The organism is Paenibacillus sp. LHD-38 (assembly GCF_031157315.1).
Lineage (GTDB): Bacteria > Bacillota > Bacilli > Paenibacillales > Paenibacillaceae > Pristimantibacillus.
In genome coordinates, this window is sequence record NZ_JAVIFU010000007.1 from 93314 (window position 1) to 118294 (window position 24981).

The 24981-nt window shown below is 49.8% G+C and carries 24 protein-coding genes; 21 read left to right on the forward strand and 3 right to left on the reverse strand.

Features of this window, described 5'->3' with window-relative positions; translation table 11 throughout:
- Positions 1–106: 106 nt before the first annotated feature.
- The gene (locus tag RCO25_RS08195; protein WP_308995652.1) at positions 107–976 is read right to left on the reverse strand and encodes a helix-turn-helix transcriptional regulator; all 870 of its coding nucleotides are present in this window, start codon (positions 974–976) and stop codon (positions 107–109) included.
- A 189-nt stretch (positions 977–1165) separates the two neighbouring features.
- On the opposite strand from RCO25_RS08195, the gene RCO25_RS08200 reads away from it, so the two are divergent.
- A complete protein-coding gene (locus tag RCO25_RS08200) occupies positions 1166–2203 on the forward strand; it encodes a glycoside hydrolase family 88/105 protein (RefSeq protein ID WP_308995653.1) in 1038 nt (345 codons plus the stop codon).
- A gap of 139 nt (positions 2204–2342) precedes the next feature.
- Entirely contained in the window at positions 2343–4028 is a 1686-nt protein-coding gene (locus tag RCO25_RS08205) for an alpha-L-rhamnosidase-related protein (protein ID WP_308995654.1), read from the forward strand.
- Between the two features lie 189 nt (positions 4029–4217).
- Here the strand turns inward: RCO25_RS08205 and RCO25_RS08210 are convergent, their stop codons facing one another.
- Positions 4218–4439 carry a helix-turn-helix domain-containing protein gene (locus RCO25_RS08210; protein WP_308995655.1) on the reverse strand — a complete coding sequence of 74 codons (222 nt, stop codon included), beginning with the start codon at positions 4437–4439 and terminating at the stop codon, positions 4218–4220.
- A 10-nt stretch (positions 4440–4449) separates the two neighbouring features.
- Positions 4450–4932, reverse strand: a complete 483-nt coding sequence (locus tag RCO25_RS08215; protein WP_308995656.1) for a DUF2975 domain-containing protein — start codon at positions 4930–4932, stop codon at positions 4450–4452.
- A gap of 460 nt (positions 4933–5392) precedes the next feature.
- On the opposite strand from RCO25_RS08215, the gene iolD reads away from it, so the two are divergent.
- From iolD to RCO25_RS08315, 19 genes are all read left to right on the forward strand, one after another.
- Positions 5393–7258 (forward strand): 3D-(3,5/4)-trihydroxycyclohexane-1,2-dione acylhydrolase (decyclizing), encoded by a 1866-nt coding sequence (gene iolD, locus RCO25_RS08220; protein WP_308995657.1) that lies wholly within the window; start codon positions 5393–5395, stop codon positions 7256–7258.
- 12 nt (positions 7259–7270) lie between these two features.
- Entirely contained in the window at positions 7271–8182 is a 912-nt protein-coding gene (iolE, locus tag RCO25_RS08225) for a myo-inosose-2 dehydratase (protein ID WP_308995658.1), read from the forward strand.
- 1 nt (position 8183) lies between these two features.
- Positions 8184–9194 (forward strand): 5-dehydro-2-deoxygluconokinase, encoded by a 1011-nt coding sequence (iolC, locus tag RCO25_RS08230; RefSeq protein WP_308995753.1) that lies wholly within the window; start codon positions 8184–8186, stop codon positions 9192–9194.
- A 53-nt stretch (positions 9195–9247) separates the two neighbouring features.
- On the forward strand, positions 9248–10693 hold the full coding sequence (locus RCO25_RS08235; RefSeq protein ID WP_308995659.1) for a CoA-acylating methylmalonate-semialdehyde dehydrogenase: 1446 nt from the start codon (positions 9248–9250) through the stop codon (positions 10691–10693).
- 101 nt (positions 10694–10794) lie between these two features.
- Positions 10795–11826 carry an inositol 2-dehydrogenase gene (gene iolG, locus RCO25_RS08240; RefSeq protein WP_308995660.1) on the forward strand — a complete coding sequence of 344 codons (1032 nt, stop codon included), beginning with the start codon at positions 10795–10797 and terminating at the stop codon, positions 11824–11826.
- Between the two features lie 4 nt (positions 11827–11830).
- Positions 11831–12646, forward strand: coding sequence for a 5-deoxy-glucuronate isomerase (iolB, locus tag RCO25_RS08245; protein ID WP_308995661.1), 816 nt, complete (start codon positions 11831–11833; stop codon positions 12644–12646).
- A gap of 110 nt (positions 12647–12756) precedes the next feature.
- A complete protein-coding gene (locus tag RCO25_RS08250; RefSeq protein ID WP_308995662.1) occupies positions 12757–13767 on the forward strand; it encodes a LacI family DNA-binding transcriptional regulator in 1011 nt (336 codons plus the stop codon).
- A gap of 23 nt (positions 13768–13790) precedes the next feature.
- Positions 13791–14321: an HAD family hydrolase gene (locus RCO25_RS08255; protein WP_308995663.1), complete on the forward strand. Its 531-nt coding sequence runs from the start codon at positions 13791–13793 to the stop codon at positions 14319–14321.
- Between the two features lie 296 nt (positions 14322–14617).
- Entirely contained in the window at positions 14618–14746 is a 129-nt protein-coding gene (locus RCO25_RS08260; protein WP_308995754.1) for a GntR family transcriptional regulator, read from the forward strand.
- Positions 14747–15159: 413 nt separating this feature from the next.
- Positions 15160–15762 carry a hypothetical protein gene (locus RCO25_RS08265; protein ID WP_308995664.1) on the forward strand — a complete coding sequence of 201 codons (603 nt, stop codon included), beginning with the start codon at positions 15160–15162 and terminating at the stop codon, positions 15760–15762.
- A complete protein-coding gene (locus RCO25_RS08270; RefSeq protein ID WP_308995755.1) occupies positions 15644–16441 on the forward strand; it encodes a helix-turn-helix transcriptional regulator in 798 nt (265 codons plus the stop codon). The genes RCO25_RS08265 and RCO25_RS08270 overlap by 119 nt, the downstream gene beginning before the upstream one ends.
- Before the next feature lies 1 nt (position 16442).
- Positions 16443–16736 carry a hypothetical protein gene (locus RCO25_RS08275; RefSeq protein ID WP_308995665.1) on the forward strand — a complete coding sequence of 98 codons (294 nt, stop codon included), beginning with the start codon at positions 16443–16445 and terminating at the stop codon, positions 16734–16736.
- A gap of 9 nt (positions 16737–16745) precedes the next feature.
- On the forward strand, positions 16746–17654 hold the full coding sequence (locus RCO25_RS08280) for a beta-N-acetylhexosaminidase (protein ID WP_308995666.1): 909 nt from the start codon (positions 16746–16748) through the stop codon (positions 17652–17654).
- A complete protein-coding gene (locus RCO25_RS08285; RefSeq protein WP_374992079.1) occupies positions 17567–18388 on the forward strand; it encodes a hypothetical protein in 822 nt (273 codons plus the stop codon). The genes RCO25_RS08280 and RCO25_RS08285 overlap by 88 nt, the downstream gene beginning before the upstream one ends.
- Before the next feature lie 199 nt (positions 18389–18587).
- Positions 18588–19697: a GntR family transcriptional regulator gene (locus RCO25_RS08295; RefSeq protein ID WP_308995667.1), complete on the forward strand. Its 1110-nt coding sequence runs from the start codon at positions 18588–18590 to the stop codon at positions 19695–19697.
- 32 nt (positions 19698–19729) lie between these two features.
- Positions 19730–21283, forward strand: coding sequence for a LamG-like jellyroll fold domain-containing protein (locus tag RCO25_RS08300; protein ID WP_308995668.1), 1554 nt, complete (start codon positions 19730–19732; stop codon positions 21281–21283).
- Positions 21284–21313: 30 nt separating this feature from the next.
- Positions 21314–22297 (forward strand): metallophosphoesterase family protein, encoded by a 984-nt coding sequence (locus RCO25_RS08305; RefSeq protein WP_308995669.1) that lies wholly within the window; start codon positions 21314–21316, stop codon positions 22295–22297.
- Positions 22298–22324: 27 nt separating this feature from the next.
- Positions 22325–23188: an endonuclease/exonuclease/phosphatase family protein gene (locus tag RCO25_RS08310; protein WP_308995670.1), complete on the forward strand. Its 864-nt coding sequence runs from the start codon at positions 22325–22327 to the stop codon at positions 23186–23188.
- A gap of 330 nt (positions 23189–23518) precedes the next feature.
- Entirely contained in the window at positions 23519–24901 is a 1383-nt protein-coding gene (locus RCO25_RS08315) for an ABC transporter substrate-binding protein (protein WP_308995671.1), read from the forward strand.
- Positions 24902–24981: the final 80 nt, after the last annotated feature.

Sequence of the window (24981 nt, forward strand, 5' to 3'; positions counted from 1 at the left end):
ATCATGTTCTAACTCAGGCTGTCGAGAAACCTCGACAGCCATTTTTCCGTCCATTATTACGCCTGGCAATGTTCATGATTCAATGCCTAACAACGACTAACTGATCTCATTCTTTGGAGTGCTCTAGTTTCCGATAGGCGCGGGGTGAGAGGCCTGACAGCATTTTAAACACTTTTCCAAAGTGGGAAAAGTTCTCAAAGCCGCAGTGTTCTGACACCTGAGTTACACTCCAGTCCGTTTCTCGCAGGAGGAGTTCGGCCTCTTTTACCCGGGTGATGTTGATGTACTGGGTAAAACCGAAGCCGGTGACTTCCTTGAAGACGCGGCACAGGTGGCCCTTGCTAATAAAAAACTGCTTGGCAAGCATGTCCAGATGAAGAGGCTCCTTGTAATGCAGATTAATGTGGCGGATGATATCCGTTACCTTCCGCTGGATCGGAGTAAGCTCAACATCCGGCAGAGCCTTACGTTTCAGAATGTGACGAGCTGTGAACAGCAGCAATTCAATAGCCATGTTCCGGATGTGCAGTTGATAGCCTGGAGGGCATTCACTTAGTTCGCTTAGCAGAGAGCCAAGGAGCTCTTCCACATGCATCCGTTCTTTAAGGTTCAGCCTGACGAGCGGTTGGGCTTCGGCGAACGGGGCCAGTAGCAGATCCCTATCCTCCTGCGAATATTCCTTAAAGAATGATTGAGCAAAATGTAGAACGATCCGTTCATGATTGGGTTCGCTCCGCTCGGACGTTTTGTGAACGGCGTTGGAGTCGATGAGCACCATATCACCCGCGTGGACAGGATAGAAGGAGTCTCTGATAAAGTAGTTCCTTTCCCCGCGAAACAGATAATAAATTTCATACGCCATATGGTAGTGGGTATGATTCATTGAATAATGGCCGATTCTCCGGTCGTATTCGATCCACAACGGATCGCTCATTGAGCCTAAGCTAAGCTTGCCAGGGAGTGATTGAACGGTCATGGAGGGCTCCTTTCTCATAAACTTCGAACACCTATTATATCAATATATACGGTGTTTAAGGTATATTTGTGCATAAATGCGGAGAAATCATTCCTATTTTCATGATAATCTTGAAGCAAGAGAATCATTTTTGGCACAGTATAATGAAAACTATTAGTTTCATCGTGCAGAGTATACGGAGGAATAAATATGCGAAAATTTGAATACGACGAAAACGAAGTAAAAGAGCTTATAGACCGGGTAGTCCGCAGAACAATGAATATGGATTTCACTTGGAACTGGTCATGCGGAGTGGCTTATTACGGGATTTGCAAAGCGTGGGAAGTGACGGGAAATCAAGAATACATCGATTTTCTGGTCAAATGGGTGGACGAGTACCTGGAGCTCGGGCTGCCGCCTATGATGGTCAACGCTTGTGCCATGGGGCATACGATGCTGACCCTGCATGAAGCCACAGGCGACTCCAAATACCTTGATCTGGCGCTTTTGAAAGCCGAATATTTGCGAAAAGACGCCATCCGATTCGGAGAAGGCGTGTTCCAGCATACGGTATCCTCCGAAAATGACTTTCCTGAGCAGGCTTGGGCGGATACGTTGTTTATGGCCGCCTATTTCCTGCTGCGGCTTGGATTTAAGCTTGACAAAAAGGAATACATTGAAGATGCGCTCAATCAATTTTACTGGCATGAAGAATACCTTCAGGACACGAAGACGAATTTGTTCTATCACGCATGGGATAATGTCAAGCAAGATCATTTGTCCGCTATTTACTGGGGCAGAGCCAATGCATGGGCCGCGTATACGATGGCTCAGGCCTATAAAATGCTGAATCCCTTTATGCCTATGTGGATGCAGATTGGAGGGGCTCTCGGTGATCAATTAAGCGCTCTGGTCAGGCTGCAATCACCGAATGGACTGTGGCGTACGGTCTTGAATGATGAAACTTCCTATGAAGAAACCTCCGCCTCCGCCGGTATTGCCGCTTCACTAGTAACCTATGCACATCCGCTGCATCAGAATTATATGGCCAAAGCTTATGAAGGCATCTTGGCTAACATCGATGAAGACGGTTCGGTCCGGAATGTATCTGCAGGAACGGCAGTGATGTATTCTGCAGATGACTACAAGGTGATTTCCAAGAAGAGAGTACAAGGATGGGGCCAAGGATTGACTTTGGCTTTTCTTGTAGCTCTGCTTCAAAATAAGGAAGTAGTAAGTAAAATCTAAGTAGGCGACTATGACTGTTGGTACAAGCAAGCGACCAGAAAATAATCAACAACGGATGGAGGCATCAATCGATGCCTCCATTTTTCAACCTGCATTTCATGCGCCTCAAATTGAAGAACGATTGAAAGGGGATATCGTTATGAGTATGAAAACGCTGAAGGAGAGAGGCCTCGTCATCGATCCGCGAACTAGAGCTTATCTCGAGCCTACGCGTCTTCTGTGGACCACGAATTCTGGTGCCGACTCCGAGGTGATCAATCCGGAAGGACTGCTTTGCTCGAACGGCGGCCAGGTGACGAAAGAAGCGCCAAACGCGTGCATTCTTAGCCATAAAGGGGAAGCGCCGGGCATACTGCTGGACTTCGGAATGGAGCTGCATGGAGGCATTAGGATATCGGTTGTTGAAGGACGCTTCCCGTCGAGGAACGTTAGGGTACGTGTCCGATTAGGCGAATCCGCCATGGAAGCGATGAGTGATCTGGGAGGTCCGGGCAATGCGACCAATGACCATGTGGCACGCGACAGTATCGTGGACGTCGGACTCCTCGGGACAACCGAGTTCGGTACGACGGGATTTCGTTTTGCGCGGATCGATCTATTAGATGAAGGCACACTTGAGCTGCAGAGCGTACAAGCCGTGTTCCTGTACCGGGATATCGAGTACAAGGGTAGTTTTAGAAGCAGCGATTCGCTGTTGAATCAGATATGGGAGACGGGCGCCTATACGGTTCATCTGAATATGCAGGATTACCTGTGGGACGGGATCAAGCGGGACCGGATGGTATGGACAGGCGACATGCATCCCGAAGTCGCCACAATCTGCGCCGTTTTTGGAGAATACGAGATTGTGCCGTCCAGTCTGGATTTCAAGAGGGATCGTTCCCCGTTGCCCATGTTTATGGACATGCCGACCTACTCGATTTGGTGGCTGCTCGTTCAACATGATTGGTACATGCAGCACGGGAACGAGGGGTATTTGCAGGAACAACGCACATACTTGACTGGGCTGCTTCGTGAGCTGGCGGGGAAAGTAATGGCGGATGGAACGATCGATGTGTACCGACCGTTCTTGGATTGGCCCGCATCATCCAATCCGGCCGGCGTTACGGCCGGTGTTCATGCGCTTTTTGTGCTTGCGATGCAAGCAGGCGCACGGCTTTGTAGGCTGCTTGGCGAGGATGAGATCGTCAAGCTCTGCGAGTCTCTCGAACGGCAGCTGCGCGAAATTGCGCCTCATCATGCTTTCAGCAAGCAAGCGGCAGCGCTGCAAGGGCTTACCGGACTGTTGGATCTTTCTGAAGCGAACCGCGAGGTCATTGCGCCGAACGCCCCGAAAGGCTATTCGACATTTTATGGCTACTATATGCTCCGTGCCCGCGCTGAAGCCGGCGACATCGCCGGTTGCTTTGACAGTATCCGCGCTTATTGGGGAGGCATGTTGGAACTCGGCGCGACGACGTTCTGGGAAGACTTCGACATCGCTTGGATGGACAATGCATCACGAATCGATGAACTGACGCCACCAGGGAAAATCGATGTGCACGGTACATATGGCGGTTATTGCTACAAGGGATATCGCCATAGTTTATGCCACGGTTGGGCATCCGGGCCTACCGCTTGGCTGTCAGAGTACGTGCTCGGCATTACGCCGGTGGAGCCGGGCTTTCGCAAGGTGAGGATCAAGCCGAATTTACATGATTTGGATTGGGTTGAGGGTAAGTATCCGACGCCGCACGGCATCATTCATGTCAGGCACGAACGGGAGAAAGACGGAAGCGTACGAACGGAATATCAGGTGCCGTCAGGGGTTCAGGTAATTGATTAAAAGCTTAATGGAGAATAGTGAGTTTCTCCTAAGCATTGTATTTTCCTCTAGTCATGAAAAAAGCTCCTCTCACAGTAGCAGGTTTTATTATTTCACCTGTCTACTGTAAGGGGAGCATATCAGGTCCTAGACTGCCGCTGGTTTATTATCTAACGTCTCCCGTATAGTTCAATACGGGAGATTGTTCATTTATTCCTTGATTGTCTCGTCACTTTTGTATTCTAAAATATCTCCAGGCTGACAATCTAAAGCCTTACAAATCGCCTCTAAAGTGGATAATCGAATCGCTTTTGCCTTTCCGTTTTTCAATATAGAAAGATTAGCCATCGTGATTCCAACCCTGTCCGAAAGCTCTGTTACGCTCATTTTCCTTTTAGCCAACATCACATCAATATTGATTATTATCGCCATGTTATTCACCTCAGACTATTAAGTCATTTTCTGATTTTATATCAATAGCCTCTTTTAAAAGCCTTTGGAGAACGGCAGCAAAAACGGCAATAACCATGGAGGCAAAAATCAAGACTAGCCCGATTACAATGATACCTGGGGCATCGTCTTTCTCCGCTATGAGATAGAAGAGCGGCATGCCTAACACAAACAAGCTGCTGATTGTGATTGCACAGTATTTTATATTCTTTAAAGCTCGTACAGATAATTCTGAGAAAGCTTCGTTCTTGTCAATATAGCTCAAAAGTTTAAAAGCTTGATACAGAGCAAAGTAAAAAGGGATCGCCGCCGCATAGAAATCAATAAAAAAGAGATATTTCAAATAAGCACTATCTGGATACAACTCTGCTGCAAAATTCCCTATCTCAGGCACCAAAAATATGCACAAAGCAAGAACTGGGATTCCAATAAGAATAACAGATATCTTTAAAAAGAGTGTCGTTCCACGTTTCATAAAAAGCACCTCACTTGTTATTATTGAATTGACTTTAACACAAAATTTATCGTTTTACAATATGTTTTGATTGTTATGCAATGCATTGTTATTGTCTTGTACTAGATGGATCTAAGCTTCAGGCTGTCGAGACTTTACATCAGCCTGCAAACCATTTCTTAGGAAGTGGTTTTTTTATTTTTTAGTGGAGTTCAACATAGAGACAAACCCGGGGTTATTCCGGTAACGGAAAAAGCTCTTGATGTCCTCCTCTTTGTAACTCGAAGCACAATACCTCAATGCGGTCGAAGATCGGAAATATCCATGAATGAAATTTCCTCCTTAAAATTATGATTGATTTGCGCAGCGTATATATGTATTATTTAGATTAAGCGCTTTACCTATTGTCTTATTATGAACTATTATTGTTAAGTAAGCGGTGACATAAAAAGCGCTTAACCTAGTAATCAAGGAGGATACTATGAGTACAATCCGGTTAACAATGGCACAGGCCTTATTAAAATTTCTCGATCAACAGTACATTTCCATTGACGGTGTAAAGACGAAGTTCGTAGCAGGGGTAATGGGCATTTTCGGCCATGGAAACGTGACGGGAATCGGCGAAGCGTTGGAACGAAGCCCGGGCAACCTAGTTTTCGTGCAAGGAAAAAACGAACAAGGAATGGCGCACGCGGCGACCGCGTACGCCAAGCAATTGAACCGCACAAGTATTTACGCTTGTACGACATCGATTGGTCCCGGCGCTTTGAATATGGTAACCGCAGCCGGAACGGCGACGGTTAACCGTATCCCGCTGCTGCTTCTTCCGGGAGACAACTTTGCATCCAGACAGCCTGATCCAGTGCTTCAGCAATTGGAAGCCGGACATGATTATACGATTGCGGCGACTGACTGCTTCAAGCCGGTGAGCAAATATTGGGATCGCATCGTGCGTCCTGAGCAATTGATGAGCGCTGCGCTTCAAGCGATGCGGGTGTTGACGGATCCGGCGGATACCGGAACGGTGACGCTTGCCTTACCGCAGGATGTGCAGGCGGAAGCTTACGATTACCCGGTATCCTTCTTTGAGAAACGGGTACATGTCGTGGATCGCCAACAGCCTTCGACTGACGCGATAAAACGAGCGGTCGAGCTCGTTGCCTCGAAGCGCAAACCGCTTATCGTAGCAGGTGGAGGCGTTCAATATTCCTTCGCGACGGAGGCACTAGCTGCATTCGCCGAAAAATTCGGCATTCCAGTCGCCGAGACGCAAGCGGGCAAAGGCTCTTTGCCTTGGGATCATCCGTTGAACGTCGGGGGCATTGGCGTAACCGGCGGATTGGCTGCAAACAAGCTGGCCAAAGAAGCAGATCTGATCATTGGCGTAGGGACACGGTACTCCGACTTTACGACGTCCTCCAAGTCTGCCTTCCCACATCAGGACGTCCAATTTCTGAATATTAATATCAACCGCATGGATGCGGCAAAGCTGGAAGGCACGGCATTGGCAGGGGATGCGAAGGAAGTTATCCGTATGTTGGCGGAAGGGCTTGCGGAAGCGGGATATGCATCCGCCTATAAAGACGGCGAGATTGCTGATGTCAATATGGAGTGGAATGCTGAAATTGACCGGCTGTATACGTTGGAGCGGGAAGATGGCTTTGCCCAAACGCAGGCACTCGGCGTCATCAATGAAACGATTGATGAAGATGCCGTGATTGTCTGCGCAGCAGGCAGCCTGCCAGGCGATCTTCAACGGTTGTGGCGGGTTGGCTCGCCGGGCGGCTATCACATGGAGTACGGATTCTCCTGTATGGGATATGAGGTGAGCGGCGCGTTTGGCGCTGCGCTGGCTGAGCCCGAACGGGAAGTTTATGCCCTCGTAGGAGATGGAAGCTATTTGATGCTTCACTCCGAGCTGGTGACGAGCTTGCAGGAAGGAAGAAAACTAACGGTACTGTTGTTCGATAATCACGGCTATCAATGCATTCATAACTTGCAGCGCGGCCATGGCAGCGACGGCTTTGGCAATGAATTCCGCTACCGCGAGTCTGATACTGGCCGTTATACCGGCCAACCACTGCCAATCGACTTTGCGGCTCATGCCCGCAGTCTGGGTCTTGCCTCGTACAAAGCGTCTAATGCGGAGGAACTACGCCAAGCGCTGAAGCAAGCGAAGGCGGAAACGCGCACGACGTTAATAGAAATTCCCGTTCTAGCCGGAACAAATACGGACGGCTATGAGTCGTGGTGGAACGTTGGTGTCCCGGCCGTATCGGAGAGTACGAAGGTCGTTGCTGCGCATGACGAAATGAACAAAAAACTGGCACAGGCAAAAGCCTACTAGGAGGCGAAAAAGATGGCGTTGTTTCCTTTTCAATTAGGAATTCATCCGATCAATTGGGTCGGCGAAGACGTAAAGGAGCATGGCGAGCATACAACTTATGAGCAAATTATGGACGACATTCAAGCACTCGGCTTGACCGGAACGGAGATGGGGAGAAAGTTTCCGACCGATATCGAATTGCTTAAGCGGGAGCTTTCGAAACGAAACATTCAGCTCGTCTCTCAATGGAAATCGGTGCTGTTCTCCGATCCCGCTTACCGTGAATCGGAACTGGAAGCATTCCGCAAGCATGCCGAGTTTTTGCAGCAGATGGGAAGCAAGGTCATCAGTACCTGTGAAGTTGGAGGATCACTGCATTTCGATCCCCGTCGTACACCGAACGAGACCGAAGTGATCCGTCTGGACGAAGCCGGCTGGGAGAGCTTGGCCGAAGGCTTAAATGCCGCCGGTAAAATCGCGCTGGAATACGGGTTGAAGCTGACGTACCACCATCATGGCGGGACTGCGGTCGAAAGTCCGGAGGAAATCGACAAGCTGATGGCATTGACCGATCCAGAAGCCGTGTTCCTGCTGTTTGATTCAGGCCATGCGTTGTACGGCGGGGCGGAACCAGCGGAGCTGCTTCGCAAGCATTATGATCGAGTCGCTTATATTCATCTGAAGGATGTGCGCGTAAATCGGCTTAAGGAAGCGAAAGTGTTGAATGTGGATTTTGTCACATGCATCCGCAATGGCGTGTTTACCGTTCCAGGAGACGGGAATATAGATTTCCGTCCGATCTTGAATGAGCTTCTTGATCGGAAATACGACGGCTGGGCTTTGCTAGAGGGAGAGCAGGATCCGGGCGAGCATCCAGCACGCGAGTATGCGGCTAGAGCTATCGAGTACCTTGGCTCCCTAAAAGGTGAGAAGGAGAGTGAGTAAGTTGTCTACCATTTCTTTCCCTTCCGATAGGAAGTTTGATTTTACGGCAATTGGCCGTCTATGCATCGATCTCAATGCCAACGAGATTAACCGACCGATGGAGCAGACAATGACGTTTACGAAATACGTAGGCGGTTCACCGGCGAATATCGCAATCGGGATGAGCAGGCTGGGCAACAAAACGGCGTTCATCGGCAAAATCGCGGACGATCAGATGGGCAGATTTATCCGAAATTACCTCGACAATGAGGGTATCGACACAAGCAATGTCGTGACTGACAAGACAGGGGCTGTTACGGGCCTTGCTTTTACCGAGATCAAAAGCCCGTCGGAATGCAGCATCCTTATGTACCGGGATAACGCTGCCGATTTGCTGCTGAATCCGCTGGAGGTCAGTGAGTCGCTCATCGCAGACAGCAAAGCGCTGCTCGTTTCCGGTACGGCGCTGGCGGCAAGTCCTTCACGAGAGGCAGTGCTTCTGGCACTGGATTATGCCCGTAAGCACGGCACCACCGTTATTTTCGATATCGATTTCCGCCCTTATTCCTGGGTGTCTCCCGAAGAAACAGCCGTATATTACAACTTGGCGGCGGAAAAAAGCGACATTATCGTTGGAACGCGTGAAGAGTTTGACAGCATGGAGCGGTTCGAGCAAAACGTGGAACACAGCGACCGGTTCACCGCTTCCAAATGGTTCAACCATTTCGCTAAAATCGTCATTATCAAGCATGGCAAAGAAGGTTCGATCGCCTATACGACGGACGGTTTGGAGCATCGAGCGAAATCGTACCCGGCCAAAGTCGTCAAAACCTTCGGGGCAGGAGATTCCTACGCGGCTGGCTTCATTTACGGGGTCATGTCGGGATTGACGCTTGAGAAGAGCATGGAGTTCGGAAGCGCAGCGGCATGTATCGTCATCTCCAGCCATAGTTGCTCGGATGCGATGCCAACGGTAGAACAAGTCAAGGATTACATCGAACGCTGCAATCGTGGTGAAATTACTGCAAGTTAGGTTTCCGGATTCATACCTTACAAGCTTACAACTTGAAGAAACGAGGGATTAACATGACGACTACTCTTAAAAACTGGATTGGCGGACAATGGGTCGAGGCCTCTGCCGAAAAGTATGACAATGTATATAATCCTGCAACTGAGGAAATTTTAGCGCAAGTTCCGCTCTCTTCCGAAGCAGACGTGGACGCGGCCGTTCAAACGGCAAGAAATGCATTCGAGACCTGGAGCAGGACGCCGGTTCCAAAACGTGCCCGCGTATTGTTTAAATACCAGCAACTGCTTGTTGACCATTGGGAAGAGCTTGCGCGCCTCATTACGACAGAGAACGGCAAAAGCTATGCCGAAGCGCACGGTGAAGTGCTTCGCGGCATCGAATGCGTCGAATTCGCAGCAGGCGCACCGGCGCTTATGATGGGCAAGCAGCTGCCAGATATCGCAACAAATTTGGAATCCGGGATGTTCCGCTATCCGATCGGTGTCGTAGGAGGCATCTCGCCATTCAACTTCCCGATGATGGTTCCTTGCTGGATGTTTCCGCTCGCGATTGCTTGCGGCAACACCTTCGTATTGAAGCCTTCGGAGCGTACGCCGCTGCTGGCTAACCGCCTTGCCGAGCTATTCCACGAAGCGGGATTGCCTGCTGGCGTGCTCAATGTCGTCCACGGGGCGCATGATGTGGTTAACGGCATTTTGAAGCATCCGAACGTTCAGGCTATTTCTTTCGTCGGCTCACAACCGGTTGCCGAATATGTATACAAAACGGGCACTTCTTACGGTAAACGGGTTCAAGCGCTAGCCGGCGCCAAAAACCATTCTATCGTAATGCCAGACGCGGATCTTAAGCTCACGGTTAAAGAAATCGTCAGCGCGGCATTTGGTTCGGCGGGTGAGCGCTGCATGGCCTGCGCCGTCGTTATTGCAGTCGGCGAAGTTGGCGATGAGCTGGTACGAAGATTGTCCGAAGCAGCGGACAACATTACGATCGGCAACGGACTGGAAGAAGGAACGTTCCTAGGTCCTGTTATTCGCAAGCCGCATAAGGAAAGAACGATCGGCTATATAGAGTCCGGCGAGACCGAAGGCGGCTTGCTCGTGCGTGATGGCCGCAAAGACGCTGCCGTTGAAAATACAGGTTATTTTGTAGGACCGACCATTTTCGATCAAGTTAGCTGCGAGATGAAAATTTGGAAAGATGAGATCTTCGCTCCCGTCCTCTCCGTCATGAGAGCAGAAACGCTGGAAGAGGCGATTGCTATCGCAAACCGATCGGAATTCGCAAACGGCGCTTGCCTGTTCACAAGCAATGGCAGCAGCGTACGGCAGTTCCGGGAGACGATTGATGCAGGCATGCTTGGCGTTAACCTGGGTGTACCTGCTCCAATGGCATTTTTCCCGTTCTCGGGCTGGAAAAAATCGTTCTACGGCGACCTTCATGCCAACGGCACGGACGGCGTAGAGTTCTATACCCGCAAAAAAATGGTAACCGCTCGCTGGTAATCGCAGCATTATTTACATCCGGCGCGCGAAGCGACCGAGGCTGCTGTCCGCGACAAAATGCGGCTATTCGGCAGCTCGGAACAATAGAAAGGCGGACGAGTATGAAGAAAATTAAAATTGGCATTATCGGAGCAGGTCGAATCGGCAAAATCCATGCCGACAATTTAAGAAGACACCCGCAAGCGGAAATCGTTGCGATCAGCGATCTGTTTGGCGGTCCAGAGCTGGCAAAGTGGGCGCTGGAAAGAGGAATTCCCATCGTAACGAACGACAGCGACGAGCTGCTGGCGAATCCGGATATAGACGCCGTTTTCATTTGCTCTTCAACGGATACGCATGTTCCGCTCATTAAGCGTGCGGCGCAGCATGGCAAGCATATTTTTTGCGAAAAACCGGTAAGCATGGACATCCGGCAGACGGAGGAAGCGCTGGAAGAGGTTCGAAAGGCAGGAGTCCAGCTCCAAGTAGGCTTCAACCGCCGCTTCGATCATAACTTCAAGCGGATCCGCGAGCATGTACAAGCTGGAGCTATCGGCGAAACGCATCTGATCAAGATTACCTCCCGAGATCCCGAACCTCCACAGGAAGCTTACATTAAAGTGTCGGGCGGCATCTTCATGGATATGATGATCCATGATTTCGACATGGCTCGCTTCCTCTCGGGTAGCGAGGTAGAAGAAGTATACGCACAAGGCAGCGTGCTTATTGATCCGGTATTCGGCAAACATGGCGACGTCGATACCGCGATTGTAACGCTCCGTTTCGCAAACGGCGCGCTTGGCGTTATTGATTGCAGCCGCAAAGCGGTTTACGGTTATGACCAACGGGCTGAAGTATTTGGGTCGAAGGGCTCCGTAGCAGCAACGAACGATCATCCTAACACGGCCGTGCTAAGCACGGAAGAAGGCGTCATCAGTGAAAAGCCGCTTCATTTCTTCCTGGAGCGCTACAATTCGGCTTATATCGAAGAGACCGAGCAGTTTATCAATGTTTTGCTTCAAGGCGGCGACGTTTCGGTCAGCGGAGCGGATGCCTGTCAGGCAGAGAGAATCGCGTTGGCTGCAAAGCTGTCGCTGCGCGACAACCGCAGCGTGAAGCTGTCGGAGCTTAAGGAATTGAAAGAGGAGGTGTGATCGAATGAGCAAACTGATTGTGAGACCGGAGCGTCAACCTTCGGGAATTACTCCCATACTTTCGATTACTCCGGAATCGGCAGGCTGGAGCTATGTCGGTTTCGAAGTTTACCAATTGAATCCGGGGGAAAAGTTAAGCCGAGTAACCGCGGACAACGAAGTATGCTTGGTGCTGCTCAGCGGATTGGCTAACGTGACGACGGCAAAATCCTCATGGATGAATATTGGTCAAAGAATGAACGTCTTCGAGCAGACGCCGCCTTATTCTGTCTATGTTCCGAATGACGACAGGTACGAGGTTGAGGCGCTTACGAAGGTGGAGCTGGCTGTATGTGAAGCACCGGGCAAAGGCAATCATCCTGCACGCCTGATCGCGCCGGGAGACGTCGGCGTCGAGGAAAGGGGAGCGGGAACAACGCAGCGGTTCATTCACAATATTTTGCCCGAGCAAGAGCCTGCTGACAGCCTGCTTGTCGTGGAAGTGTTTACGCCGGAAGGACATTGGTCCAGCTATCCGCCCCATAAGCATGATCGCGACGCGCTTCCCGAGGAGTCGCTGCTGGAGGAAACTTATTATTACCATGTGAAGCCTGAGCAGGGCTTCGCCATCCAACGCGTCTATACGGATGACCGCTCGCTGAATGAGACTTTGGCGGTCGCAGACGGTGAAGCGGTGCTTGTTCCGCAAGGGTATCATCCCGTTTCGGCGCCTCCGGGCTATCAGGTCTACTATCTCAACGTTATGGCGGGGCCGAACCGCATCTGGAAGTTCCATAACGATCCGGATCATGCATGGATTGCGACAAGGCAGCAACCGTAATCTTCTTTTTGTTTGCAAATTGTTTGCAATTCGAGCGGATAAATCGGATAATATCCGGGTAAGGGGGGCTTTTTGCCTGTCCTTAACATCCGACGATAATGAGGTTGGGTATGAAATCGACCACGATATATGATATTGCCAAGGAGGCGGGCGTTTCCATCGCGACCGTCTCCAATACCATAAACGGCAAGGGAAAAGTAAGCAAAAAAAAGCGCGATGAAATATTTAAGGTAATGGAACGTCTGCAGTACCAACCGAGCGTGATCGCTTCGGCCTTGATGGGCAAGAAGACGTACACAATCGGGCTGCTCATTCCCGATGTATCCAACCCCTTTTTCTCAGAGATTGCCCGTTCTGTAGAGGATTTGGCTCATTCCGAAGGGTATAGCGTCATCGTCTGCAGTACGGACAACAAAGATGACAGGGTAGAGAAATATATTCGGCTTTTGGAGCAAAAAAGCGTAGACGGCATTTTGATAGGGACCGGCGTGGAAAATACAGATATTTTGAGTCAGCTGGCGGAAAAATCGCTGTCTATCGTCATGATCGCAAGGGAAGCCGTCGCGATGCCGGTTCACAGTGTACTGACGGACGACTTCAAGGGCGGGGCACTTGCCGCAGAGCATTTGCTTGGCAGAGGCCACCGCCGGATTGCAGTGTTGTCTGAAAATTTCAAGGTAACCAGCAGCTTCGAGCGGATCCGAGGTTTTCGATTCGCGTTGTTCGAAGCGGGAATTGCCCTAGACGAAGCGGGCATTATCTCGTGCGATTCCAGCATTAGAGATGGAAAACGGGCGGCCGCGGAGCTACTTCACGGGGAAAACCGTCCATCGGCGATATTTTGCTGTAACGATTTGCTTGCGATCGGTGCATTGCAAGCCGCGAAGGAAGCAGGGGTACGAGTACCCGAGCAGTTGTCGATTATCGGCTTTGATGATACGATTCTCTCTACTGTGACGAATCCGGAGCTTACGACGATCGCCCAGCCGATGGACCAAATGGTCAAGCTGGCATTCGATTTGTTGATCCGCAGCGTGGAGAATACGGATGAAATCAAGCAAAGGATCGTTATGCAGCCGAAGCTGATTGTCAGGGAATCGACAAGCTCGCCGGCAAATTAATCGGAGTAAAGGTTGATTAACATATGGAGAAAAGATTGATTGTATTTCTGGACAGCGGCGACACTATTATCGATGAATCAACGGAAGTAAGGGACGATGAGGGAATCGTCCTGTGCGCAGAGCTGATTCCGGGCGCAGACGTCATGGTGAAGACGTTGTTCGACAAAGGATATACACTTGCGCTGGTCGCTGACGGCGACGCGCAATCGTTCAAGAACGTGTTTAAGCAGCACGGGCTTTACGATTATTTTACGACCATGATTTATTCCGAAACCGTGAAAGCAAGCAAACCAAGTCCCCGTATGTTCAAAGCTGCTGTAGGCGCTTTGGATCTGTCCGAGGCGGATTTCCCGCGAATTGTCATGATCGGCAACAATCTGAGCCGCGACATGAAGGGCGCCAATGCGCTGGGCATTACGAGCATATTCCAAAGCTGGACGACTCGCTATCCGCACACGCCTGCAGACGAGTCGGAGCATCCGACTTATACGGTGCGCGAACCGCTGGAGCTGGTGGAGCTGATAGAGCGGCTGAATGCCGAGCTTTCCTATTAAGCGCAACGAAACTATCGGTCTTATCCATATAAAATAAAGAACAGCCCTTCAGGCAGCCTGAAGGGCTATTCTTCTGTGATACTATCGCAAATAATAAAGTTAACAGAAGAAAAGGGCTCTATATTGTTCAGTTTTGTCGGAGCTTGTAATCACAACGTTTCTCAGGCTAAGGAAATTGCTCTTAAGTCTCTTCAATACATTGATCATGCATTGGTTGAGCAAGTAAAAGGTATCGCGTATTTGCACAATCTTCTTGACGTTGTTTCAAACAAAGAAGGTCAATAATTAATATGTATATGATTATTTTCGAAGAGCTCAGAGAAAAAATTATTACAGGGGAGTATCCGCCTGATTATCAGCTGCCGACAGAAGTGGAATTAGCGGCACAGTCGGGTGTAACATTGCTGACGGTGCTCAGCGGGTAAAGAATGATGCCGCTCGAACCGTTCTTAGGCACCCTGATCAGCAGCTCCTTCTCTTTTTCCTTGCTCCAGTTACTATTATGAATACCTAAATAATAGCCTCTTGAGTCCAAGTAATCCGATGCACCTTTAATATATTCCAGCTCGCTTGATGCCATATAAGGCAATACCATCGAAATGATGCGGTTAGCATTCACGGTGCCTGTATTGGGACCAAGCTGTGTTTCTTGCTTTCGAAAAATGAACTTGGCGATTGCCGCATGCAGATTTACCATGGAGGTGGGACATCCCCTTTTTCTTGGAAATTTGGTCTGGTAACCGTAATTTCGCTAAGAAGATTGGATGTCCTCTTTTAGTTTGTCTAGAATGACAAATGTTCTGTTCATTCGAGCGGAAACTACAAGACTTTATGCGACATGTTTTTTGCAAGAGTCAAGTTATTAACTCAAATTGCCGGAGAAATTCAATTCCGCAAAAAATTGGAGACAAGGTTGCACCTCGGTTTTTCAGCATTCAAGGATCAAACCTTTAATCTGTGGGTGCAGGGCCGGCTGCAGGATGAACGGGTGGTGGAGCACCTCAGCCTTTTGAATATGGAGGTAAAGGAATACTCCTGCTACTGCTGTATTCTGGTCGAGATGGATTTCCATGAAACCGTGGATGCACAGATGAACGAACAGGATATCGAGACCGCCCGTTTCGCGGTACGCAATATTATGGAGGAGCTTCTGAACGGACATGGAGTGCTGTTTGAAGTATCGAAAGAGAGGTGCGGAATCCTGGAATATCGTCATTCCGTGCATGAGGAACCACAGATAATGGCGGCAGAGATTCGGGAATGTGTGCTGAAGTATGCCAAGATTTTCTTTAACGATCGGGGTCGGGCCGGTCGTGAACTCGATCAAGGATGTGGAGCATTCCTTTTACTCGGCTCAGCTGGCGCTGGATCGCAGATTTTTGCTGGGAACGTCTCCGATTATGAACGGCGTGGATGTGCCAGCAGATTTGAATGCATGTGATATGATCAAAATCAGGGACGCGAAGCTTCAATACGAGGAGCTGGTACAGCAGGGAGATCTTTCACAAATCGTACCGCTGCTGGAATATCAGATGGAATATTTTATTTCCCAATCGGTTCCAAAGTCAGTGGTCCAGATCGTGATTCTGGACCTTTTCTCCAGTATATTCCGGCTGGAACGCAGGCGAGTCAGCCAGTTGGACAACGACCTGCGACTGCCTCCAGAGGAGTATGCTGAAGTTATGCGTGCTTCAACGATCCGGGAGTTGTTTCAGTACGCCAAAGAGAAATGTCTGGACATCAGCCGTTGGATAGAACATAGCCAGAATTCCTTATCTTCAAATGCAATCGAACAAGTCAAGTTGATCGCCAAGACCGAATATGCGAACAATATCAGCCTGAAAAATATCGCAGAGAAAATATTTATGAATCCGGTTTACCTGGGGCATCTGTTCAAATCGGTTGAAGGCATTTCCTTCAGTGATTATTTACTGAAGATACGTCTGGAGGAGGCGAAGCAGAAACTCATATATACAGATATGAAGGTATATCAGATTGCGCATAATATCGGGTATCGTCAGCTGGATTGGTTTTACCGGAAGTTTAAGGAATACACCGGGCTTAGTGCAAGCGAGTTCCGATCCAGGTACGGGAACCAAAACGATAAAGGGGATATGTAAGATGAAGCTGAGTTTTATAGGGGATTTGGAATCGTTAAGACAAGGGATTCAGGAGCTGCAGACGCAGTTATCTTTTGAATGGGATCCTCAAGGAGCAGAGGTTGAGGTTGTACAAGCTGAAGGGGAATTGGTGGTATCACTTCAGCAGGGACACGGTCTAATCCAGTATGATCAGCTTGTCCACTTTTTCCGGGGTCTGGGGTTATTCATTGAGCATGCGAAACAGTCCAATTCATTTACACGACGCGAGAGTCCGAAATTCGACTTTAACGGCCCTATGCTGGATATGTCCTGAAACGCTGTATTGACTGTACATTCTGTGCAGCAGATGATTCGTTATCTGGCCGTCATGGGATTGAACAGACTCCTGCTTTATACCGAGGATACGTATGAAATTAAATCCCGTCCCTATTTCGGCTACATGCGGGGACGCTATTCACATGATGAGCTGAAAAAAATCGATGACTATGCATTCATGTTCGGGGTGGAAGTGGTTCCGTGCATACAGACTCTCGCCCATTTGCAGCAGGCTTTAAAATGGTCTAGCGCTTCAGAACTGAGGGATACAGCCGACATTCTTCTGGTCGGGGAGCCTCAAACCTATCAATTCATTGAGGATATGATTACTGCAGCAAGCGCCCCGTTCCGCTCGAGCAGGATTCATATTGGAATGGATGAAGCCTTCGCCGTGGGCCTTGGCCAATATCTGGCAAAGAACGGTTACCGTACCCGCTTTGACATTATGATCAGCCATTTGGAGCGGGTACTGGAAATAACCTGGAAGCTTGGGCTGAAGCCTATGATATGGAGTGACATGATTTTTCACTTTCTGTCAAATGATGCTCAAGGATTCCATTATCCGCTGGATGTGGATTTTTCACAGGAGATGCTGAGCCGGCTCCCCGCCGACCTTCAGTATGTATATTGGTGCTACGGCACGACGGGTCAATTGAAATATGAGATCATCATGGAAAAGCATAAAGAGCTTGGCTCGACATCGGTCTTTGCAGGAGGTATACACTGCTGGGGTGGGTTTAGCCCAAATTACGGGAAGACATGGAACATCTCTCATCCCGCGCTGCGGGCTTGCGTAGCCCAGGGGGTCCGCGAGGTGATCGCGACTTCATGGGGCGACAACGGGCAGGAAACCAATCATTTTACATACTGCCGGGCCTGCAGCTGTTTACGGAGTACGGGTATGCCGATGATGTGACCGATGAGCAATTAAGCAGACGTTTTGAAGCTTGTACAGGAATGGATCTCTTCCATGAGATCGTGGACCTGAAGTATATGGATGAGACACCTGGGATCGAGGAAGGAAACCACTGGATGGCGAGACCTTCCAAATACATTCTTTATCAGGACGTGCTGCTTGGATTGTTTGACAAGCATCTCGAGGGAGGACCGGATCTTGCCGGGCACTATTCCGAGATGGGAAGAAAGTGGCATGCTGTCAGAGCGAAAACAGAAGAGCCATTCAGCACCATGTTTGAGTTTTTCGAATGTTTGAGCATGGTGGCTGCGGTGAAAGGACCGCTTGGATTAGAAATAACCCGCCTGTACAAGGGGCGGAATATGGAGGAGCTGACCACGCTCGTCCAGCACCGCCTTCCCTCTCTGATCACTCAAGTGAATGAACTCAGACGGGTGCACCGCCGATTGTGGATGCTGACGAATAAGGCACAAGGCTGGGAGGACCAGGATATCCGTTACGGCGGCATCATGGCCAGACTTCATACGGCTGCGGAGAGGTTAGAGGATTTTCTCGAGGGAAGAGTGGATTTGTTAGAGGAATTGGAACAGCAACGGCTAATGTTTGAGCCACAACTGCCCGATGGCCAAGGACCATTGACGATTGATTCGAATTCGTATCAGCGAATTGCAGGGTTGTTGATAAAATGGGTTGAGGACAACATCCTCCACCCATTTTTCCGGGCGTCACAATAGGAGATAATTCCGTTATCGCAGCTAAGAGCACCGTTAATAAGAATGTTCCTACCAATGTTTTGGCTGGAGGAAGACCTGCAAAGGTGATTCGCGATCTAATAATAGAGGATGGAGTTAAGGATTAATGACTAACTGTTCATACCCTCGATAATTTGGTATACTCTTTTTTATGAGGAACAAAGTAGAAAAGAGGCTGACTATGTCGCAAGATGCCAGACCACTTTATAGCAGGATATATAAGGAATTAAAAAATAAGATAGAATCCGGGGATTACAAGGTAGACCAACAGATTCCTACTGAAATTGAACTTGCTGAAATGCACGGAGTAAGCAGAATTACATCAAAACGTGCACTAATCGAGTTGGAGCGGGAGGGATTGATATATCGAAAAAGGGGAAGCGGCAGCTTTGTGAAAAAGCTCGATAACCGCTCTCTCTCGTCGATCTCGGAGGGCAAGATTATATCGATGATTTTGCCTTATGTAGCGGCTAACGGATTATTAGGTTATATTCATGGCGCGACGGACTACTTGGACGATAAGGGGTACTATCTCGCTATCCATTCGAGCAATTGGAGCAAGGATAAAGAAAAAGAGTTGATATATAGTCTGCCCCGGCGCGGGGTATCAGGCATTCTCCTCTACCCGGTCAGTACATTAAAGAACCTCGACGCGGTATATTCGCTATATATGAACCGACACCCGATTGTGACGATCGACCAGTATTATGACAATGTGCCAGTGGGAAGCGTAACTTCTGACAACTTCAATGGCGGTTACACGGCTGCGTCTAAGCTTATTGAATTGGGCCATCGGAATATTGCCTTTGTGTCAAGCATTAATCTGCAATACAGAAGCTCTGTCAGGGATCGATTCTACGGTTATTGCAAAGCGCTGCAGGATGCAGCTATTTCAGTCGATGGAGATATTATCGTTGACGATTTTATAGATAAATACGAATCCTCAGAAAAACCGGAATTCGTTCAATCGTTAATCGATCGTTTATTGGAGAAGGGTGTTACCGCGATTCAAGCAGAGCACGATCATTTGGCCGTAGACCTTGTGCGTGCGGCTGTGGAACGAAACGTAATGGTACCGGAAGATCTATCAATTGTAGGTTTCGATAACCACGAGATTTCCGCAAACATCGAAATACCTGTTACGACGATAAACCAAAATTTTTATGAAATCGGCAAGCAGGCTGCCGCGATGCTTGTGGATCAGATCGAGCAGGGAATCGTGCGACAGCAAAACAAAGTAGAAATTGAAGTGGAATGGGTCGGCCGGCAATCAACAGGGCTTGCCAATTAGGACGGAGAGGATTTGTGAATGGGGAAAGGGTGATGGGTAACGTGACGGAACAGCATCATGCACATCCGAACGTTGGAGCGATGCCCCGCTGGCGGGTGACGTACGAGCAAGCGGAGGCGGAGAAAGGTGCGGGCATGAACGGACAAGCGCTCCATTTCAGCGGAGCCGCCGTTGTGCGCAAAGCGGTTTCGGAGCCTAACCCGCTGCAGGAGCACCCGGGCGATTTCACTGTGAGCGTATGGGTGAAAGGCGAGCCGGAAAGCGGTTACGGCAGATCTTACGAGGTTCTGTCCGCAGTCACGGGTATAGGCGAACGGGAGTATGGCTGGAAAATGGGTGTGAATCCGAGCGGAGCCTGGTACTGGAAGGCATCTGGGGAAGAGGTGTATACATACGAGCCGACTTTTGCGCGCCAGCCGATCAGGGATGGACGGTGGCATCAGCTCGTATTTACGTATGCTGCCGCGCAGCCGGAAGTACGCTTGTATTATGACGGCGTGAATGTGGCCATTTACAGCGTGCCGATGCTTGCGCCGCATATCGGTTTGGAGGCGCGGGAAGCCGCGGCAGCAGGCATTAAGCTGTCACCGCCTGCGTGGCTCCGTGCGGATACGCTTTGGATTGGCGGCGAACCGCAGGGCGATACGGAGCGGGAGACGTTTCCCGGTTGGATCGATAAGCTGTGGATCGATGACCGGGCATTAACGGCAGACGAAATAGGCCGGCGTTACGGTATGCACCGCACGCCGGCTCTTCCGCCGCAGCTGGACGGCGATGAGCTCACGTTGAGCATCATGACGTTCAACATTTGGAACGGCGGACGTGAAACGGGTGCGGAAATCGGCGTGAAGCGTATCATCGATGTCATCCGCGATAGCGGCGCGGACATCGTCGCGATGCAGGAAACGTACGGCTCGGGACCGATTATTGCGGATGCGCTCGGTTATTACTTTTACTTGAGAAGCTCGAACTTGTCCATCATGAGTCGCTTCCCGATCGAGGAGACCTATCCGTTTTATCAGCCGTTCCACTGCGGGGGTGCGCGGTTGAAGCTGAACGATGGCCTGCGCGTAAACGTGTTCTCGATCTGGCTGCATTATTTGGCGGATTATTGGGGAGAGCTGTACCGGGAGTCCGGCCGGAGTTTGGAGCAGCTTCTCGAAGGTGAACGGGGGCGAATGAAGGAGCTGGCAGAGATCATGCGTGCGCTGGAGCCGCTGGCTGCCCGTTCCGAGCAAGAGCCGCTGCTATTGTGCGGCGATTTCAACAGCGGTTCGCATGTGGATTGGATTGAAGCGACCCGGCAGATGCACAACGGGTACACGTTCCCGTTTCCCCAGTCGATTGCGCTGGAGCGGGCGGGGTATCGCGATACGTACCGGGAAGTCCATCCGGATCCGTCAGCCGATCCGTCCGTCACTTGGCCGGCGTGGGAGCAGGAAGGATGCATCGGAGACCGAATCGATTTTATTTACGCGCACGGCTCGAAGCTTCGTCCGGAGAAAGCCAGCAAGATCAATGCGCATTCCGTCCGCTATCCGTCCGATCATGCGGCCGTAGTCGTAGAGATACATATGAATCGCTGAGCCAGCCTGAAGAAGAAGGGGATGCCGACAATGAACAGGCAATTGAAATTTCGTGACGACGGTACGTTCGTCATCGTGCAATTTTCCGATGTTGAATTTCTCGATGAATTTGATTACGATCCTGAAACGCCGAAGGATGACGCGGAGACGAGAGCGCTTATGGAACGGATCATTGAAGCGGAAAAGCCCGATCTCATTGTGTTCGCCGGCGACGTGATCGCGAGCAACCGGGCGAGAGATCCGATTCATTCGTTCCGCCAAGCGGTAGCTGCGGCAGAGCAAAGCCGTATTCCATGGGCGGCCATATTCGGCAATCACGACTCGGAGGGCGAAGTGCCGAGAAAGACGATGCATGAGCTGCAGCTGCAACATGAATATTGCGTGGCAAAACCGGATCCGGAGGGCGTTAACGGGGCAGGGAACTTTTTGTTGACCGTGGCGGACAAACACAATCACGCGGCAGCCGTGCTTTATTTTTTGGATAGCGGCGATTACTCTCCGATAGGTCATCGGGTCGGCGGATATGATTGGATTCGCAGAAATCAAATCGAATGGTATGTCGGAGCGTCGCGAGAGCTGACGAAGGGAAATGGCGACCAGCCGCTGCCGGCACTCGCCTTCTTCCATATTCCGATACCGGAGTACAATGACGTTTGGGATTTTCACATCTGCTACGGACATCGCCATGATTCCTGCTGTTCCTCTCCGGTGATTAATTCGGGAATGTTTGCGGCAATGGTGGATATGGGCGATGTGATGGGGACGTTAGTCGGTCACGACCATGGCAACGATTTTTGGGGTACGCTTCATGGCATCCGTCTTTGCTACGGACGCTCGACGAGATATGTAAGCTTCGTGGACGGTGTGCGCAACGACCTGCTGCCGACGGGGGCGAGAGTCATTCGATTAAAGGAGGGGGAGCGTCGGTTCGATACGTGGATCCGCCAGAATGACGGGACAGTGGTGTACGAGCAGCCGGAGCATCAGCCCGAAGGAAGAAAAGTCTGGTACTGATGGTTTCCGAAATGGAGTGAAACGAACATGAATACTGTTGATAAAGTTACGTTGATGACACTGAACACCTGGCACGGCGGGATGAAAGTGAATGACGGAATGAATAAGCTTGTGAAAGCGGTTCAATTGTCCGGCGCAGATATTGTCGGCATTCAAGAAGTACCCGATCCCGGCAAGGAAATCGCGGACAAGCTCGGGTGGTACTGTTATCAGAGACAAGCCCCTCTCAGCGGATATTTAGACTGCAGCGTGATTAGCAAATACCCGATTGTCGAAGCGTTCGATATCGAAGGCGTAAGCGCCGTTGCAGTCGTTATCATCCTTCTTTCCGGGCAAAAGATTCTGGTCGCCGACACCCACTTGCACTACGATCCCTACGGTCCATACTGGGCCTGCATAGACGAGAAACCGGTCGCCGACATTATTGCCATGGAAGAAGAAAAGCGCGGGGCGGAGATCGCTCTAATCCTTGACGCGATCAAGCCTTTCCTCGATTCCGGGATGCCGGTCTTCCTTATGGGCGACTTTAATGCGCCTTCTCATCTGGACTGGGGGGCGGATATGAAGCATCGTCATAACGGCTACACCGTGGAGTGGCCGATATCCAAAAAAGCGGAGCTGGCGGGGATGATCGATTCATATCGGGCGGTGCATCCCGATCCTGCCGTATCGCCGGGGTTCACATGGTCGCCGGTTCATACCGAGTCCCACCCTTGGGGGACTAATCCGCGCGAGCCACAGGACCGGATCGATTTTATTTATGGCAAAGGCTATGAAAAGGTGATTCAATCGGAAGTTTTTATTATAGGCAGCCCGCAGGGCTTTGGCAGTCATGAAGACAACGAATGGCCGACCGACCATGGCGCCGTTGTATCCACGTTTACGATTTGACTCTGTACACAGTCATTCATCCCCCGCCTGAAGAGGAAGGGGATGAATGTTTTTTTTTGTTAAAGATATAACCATTTTTTTAAAATTAAAAATATGTCATACCAACATGTTTACAATAAGCATCAAAAAGAATATAATGGGAACAAATCCCTTGCAATTGTTATACTCAATTTTTCTAGGGACTGCAATTTAACTTTTCAATGCGCATAAGACGGGAAGAATTCGACAACTTGAATGCGCTTACACTAATTGGGGAGGTGAACCGAGAAAGGCGAGAAAAGGGCAGGTCATTTGAAGTGCATTCTAAATTACATTCAAAGGGGTAATCGTATGTCAAAATTGAAAGCGCTTAACTTGGTTTCCATCATCCTTGCTTTTGTATTTATTTTCTCGATTGTAGGCTGCAGCAGCGGTAACGGCGCAGGTGGAGAAACACCTGCGGAAACCGCAACGGAAACGCCGACTGAAGCAACAAAAGCACCTGCGGAAGAACCGGCCGAAGAAGTAATTGACATGCAAGGCAAGCCGATCAAGATTGCGGCATGGTGGAGTGCTGATCCGCGTGCAGTTGCCGAAGCGGAGCGCGACGCTTATACTCAAAAATCGATTGAAGTGATCGAGCAGGTTGAAAAGAAGTACAATACGAAAATTGAGTTTGTGACACTCGACTACAACCAATTCGTGGAGCAATTCACGACGACGTCCTTGGCCGGCGAGCCGGTTGCAGACATCGTTCGCTTGGAATTGTTCTGGATGTTCCCGAAGCTTGTAAAGGACGGCTTCGTAGCTCCGCTTGAAGATTATATTGCGATTGACCAGGCGAAGGTTCCGGCATGGATGATCAAGGGCGGCACGTATGAAGGAAAACAATACGGGCTCGTAGATAGCGCTCCTTCCGGTTTTGGCGTCTGGTATAACAAAACATTGTTCCAAAAGCTGGGTCTTGAAGATCCTTACCAGCTGCAGCAAAAAGGTGAATGGACTTGGGATAAATTCGTAGAAATCGCAAAGAGCGCAACGAAAGATTCGGACGGCGACGGCAAAGTGGACACAGTTGGTTTGAGCGCCGGCGCTAGAGATCTATTTAATATGTTCGTCTATACAAACAACTCGTCGGTTGATGTAGCGGAAGACGGATCTCCAAAGTTCTCGTTGGACAGCCCGAACGCGATGGAAGCTGCACAAGCTTTCTATGATTTGTACAATACGCACAAAGTTGTTGATACAGCTGGACAAAATTTTGTTGATGGCAAGGTGGCAATGACGCTTCACTTTACGTGGCAAGTGGGCGACTACAAGCAGAACATGACGGACGAGCTTGGCTTCGTGTTCTTCCCGAAAGGCCCGAAAGCGGAAAAATACACGACCCATACACCGTTCGGCAATATGTGGGCTGTTTCGAAAATGTCCAAAAACGCGGAAGTTGCAGCGAAGGTATTGGACGAAATAACATTGTGGACAACCGTTTATCAGGATGTTCAGGATATGGTGAACGAATCGCGGCAAGCGACATATCCTTCTGCTGAGATTATCGACACAGTAAAACAGATGAGCGATAACGTGGAGTACATCAACTACACGGTATATCCAGAAGCTACCGGCATTCTCGATGAAGCTACAAAGAACATGGCCGAAGGAAAAGAAACGCCTGCTACGGCAATTGAGAAGATCAAGCCGCTGTTGGAATCTTCGATGAAGCAAATTTTGGAGTAATTTTGAGGTAAGCATCATTTAACGATCTCTTGCGATGCACCTCCATGCCATCACGCTGGAGGTGCACGTGTAAGAGGAAG

Coding starts and splice junctions, on each gene's coding strand:
- RCO25_RS08305 (WP_308995669.1), top strand. CDS start 21,314: ATGAACAGGCAATTGAAATTTCGTGACGACGGTACGTTCGTCATCGTG.
- iolE (WP_308995658.1), top strand. CDS start 7,271: ATGGCGTTGTTTCCTTTTCAATTAGGAATTCATCCGATCAATTGGGTC.
- RCO25_RS08210 (WP_308995655.1), bottom strand. CDS start 4,439: ATGGCGATAATAATCAATATTGATGTGATGTTGGCTAAAAGGAAAATG.
- iolG (WP_308995660.1), top strand. CDS start 10,795: ATGAAGAAAATTAAAATTGGCATTATCGGAGCAGGTCGAATCGGCAAA.
- RCO25_RS08300 (WP_308995668.1), top strand. CDS start 19,730: ATGGGTAACGTGACGGAACAGCATCATGCACATCCGAACGTTGGAGCG.
- RCO25_RS08285 (WP_374992079.1), top strand. CDS start 17,567: ATGGGGCGACAACGGGCAGGAAACCAATCATTTTACATACTGCCGGGC.
- RCO25_RS08195 (WP_308995652.1), bottom strand. CDS start 976: ATGACCGTTCAATCACTCCCTGGCAAGCTTAGCTTAGGCTCAATGAGC.
- RCO25_RS08295 (WP_308995667.1), top strand. CDS start 18,588: ATGTCGCAAGATGCCAGACCACTTTATAGCAGGATATATAAGGAATTA.
- iolB (WP_308995661.1), top strand. CDS start 11,831: ATGAGCAAACTGATTGTGAGACCGGAGCGTCAACCTTCGGGAATTACT.
- RCO25_RS08215 (WP_308995656.1), bottom strand. CDS start 4,932: ATGAAACGTGGAACGACACTCTTTTTAAAGATATCTGTTATTCTTATT.
- RCO25_RS08265 (WP_308995664.1), top strand. CDS start 15,160: ATGTTTTTTGCAAGAGTCAAGTTATTAACTCAAATTGCCGGAGAAATT.
- RCO25_RS08315 (WP_308995671.1), top strand. CDS start 23,519: ATGTCAAAATTGAAAGCGCTTAACTTGGTTTCCATCATCCTTGCTTTT.
- iolD (WP_308995657.1), top strand. CDS start 5,393: ATGAGTACAATCCGGTTAACAATGGCACAGGCCTTATTAAAATTTCTC.
- RCO25_RS08255 (WP_308995663.1), top strand. CDS start 13,791: ATGGAGAAAAGATTGATTGTATTTCTGGACAGCGGCGACACTATTATC.
- RCO25_RS08260 (WP_308995754.1), top strand. CDS start 14,618: ATGATTATTTTCGAAGAGCTCAGAGAAAAAATTATTACAGGGGAGTAT.
- RCO25_RS08310 (WP_308995670.1), top strand. CDS start 22,325: ATGAATACTGTTGATAAAGTTACGTTGATGACACTGAACACCTGGCAC.
- RCO25_RS08205 (WP_308995654.1), top strand. CDS start 2,343: ATGAGTATGAAAACGCTGAAGGAGAGAGGCCTCGTCATCGATCCGCGA.
- RCO25_RS08235 (WP_308995659.1), top strand. CDS start 9,248: ATGACGACTACTCTTAAAAACTGGATTGGCGGACAATGGGTCGAGGCC.
- RCO25_RS08250 (WP_308995662.1), top strand. CDS start 12,757: ATGAAATCGACCACGATATATGATATTGCCAAGGAGGCGGGCGTTTCC.
- RCO25_RS08200 (WP_308995653.1), top strand. CDS start 1,166: ATGCGAAAATTTGAATACGACGAAAACGAAGTAAAAGAGCTTATAGAC.
- RCO25_RS08275 (WP_308995665.1), top strand. CDS start 16,443: ATGAAGCTGAGTTTTATAGGGGATTTGGAATCGTTAAGACAAGGGATT.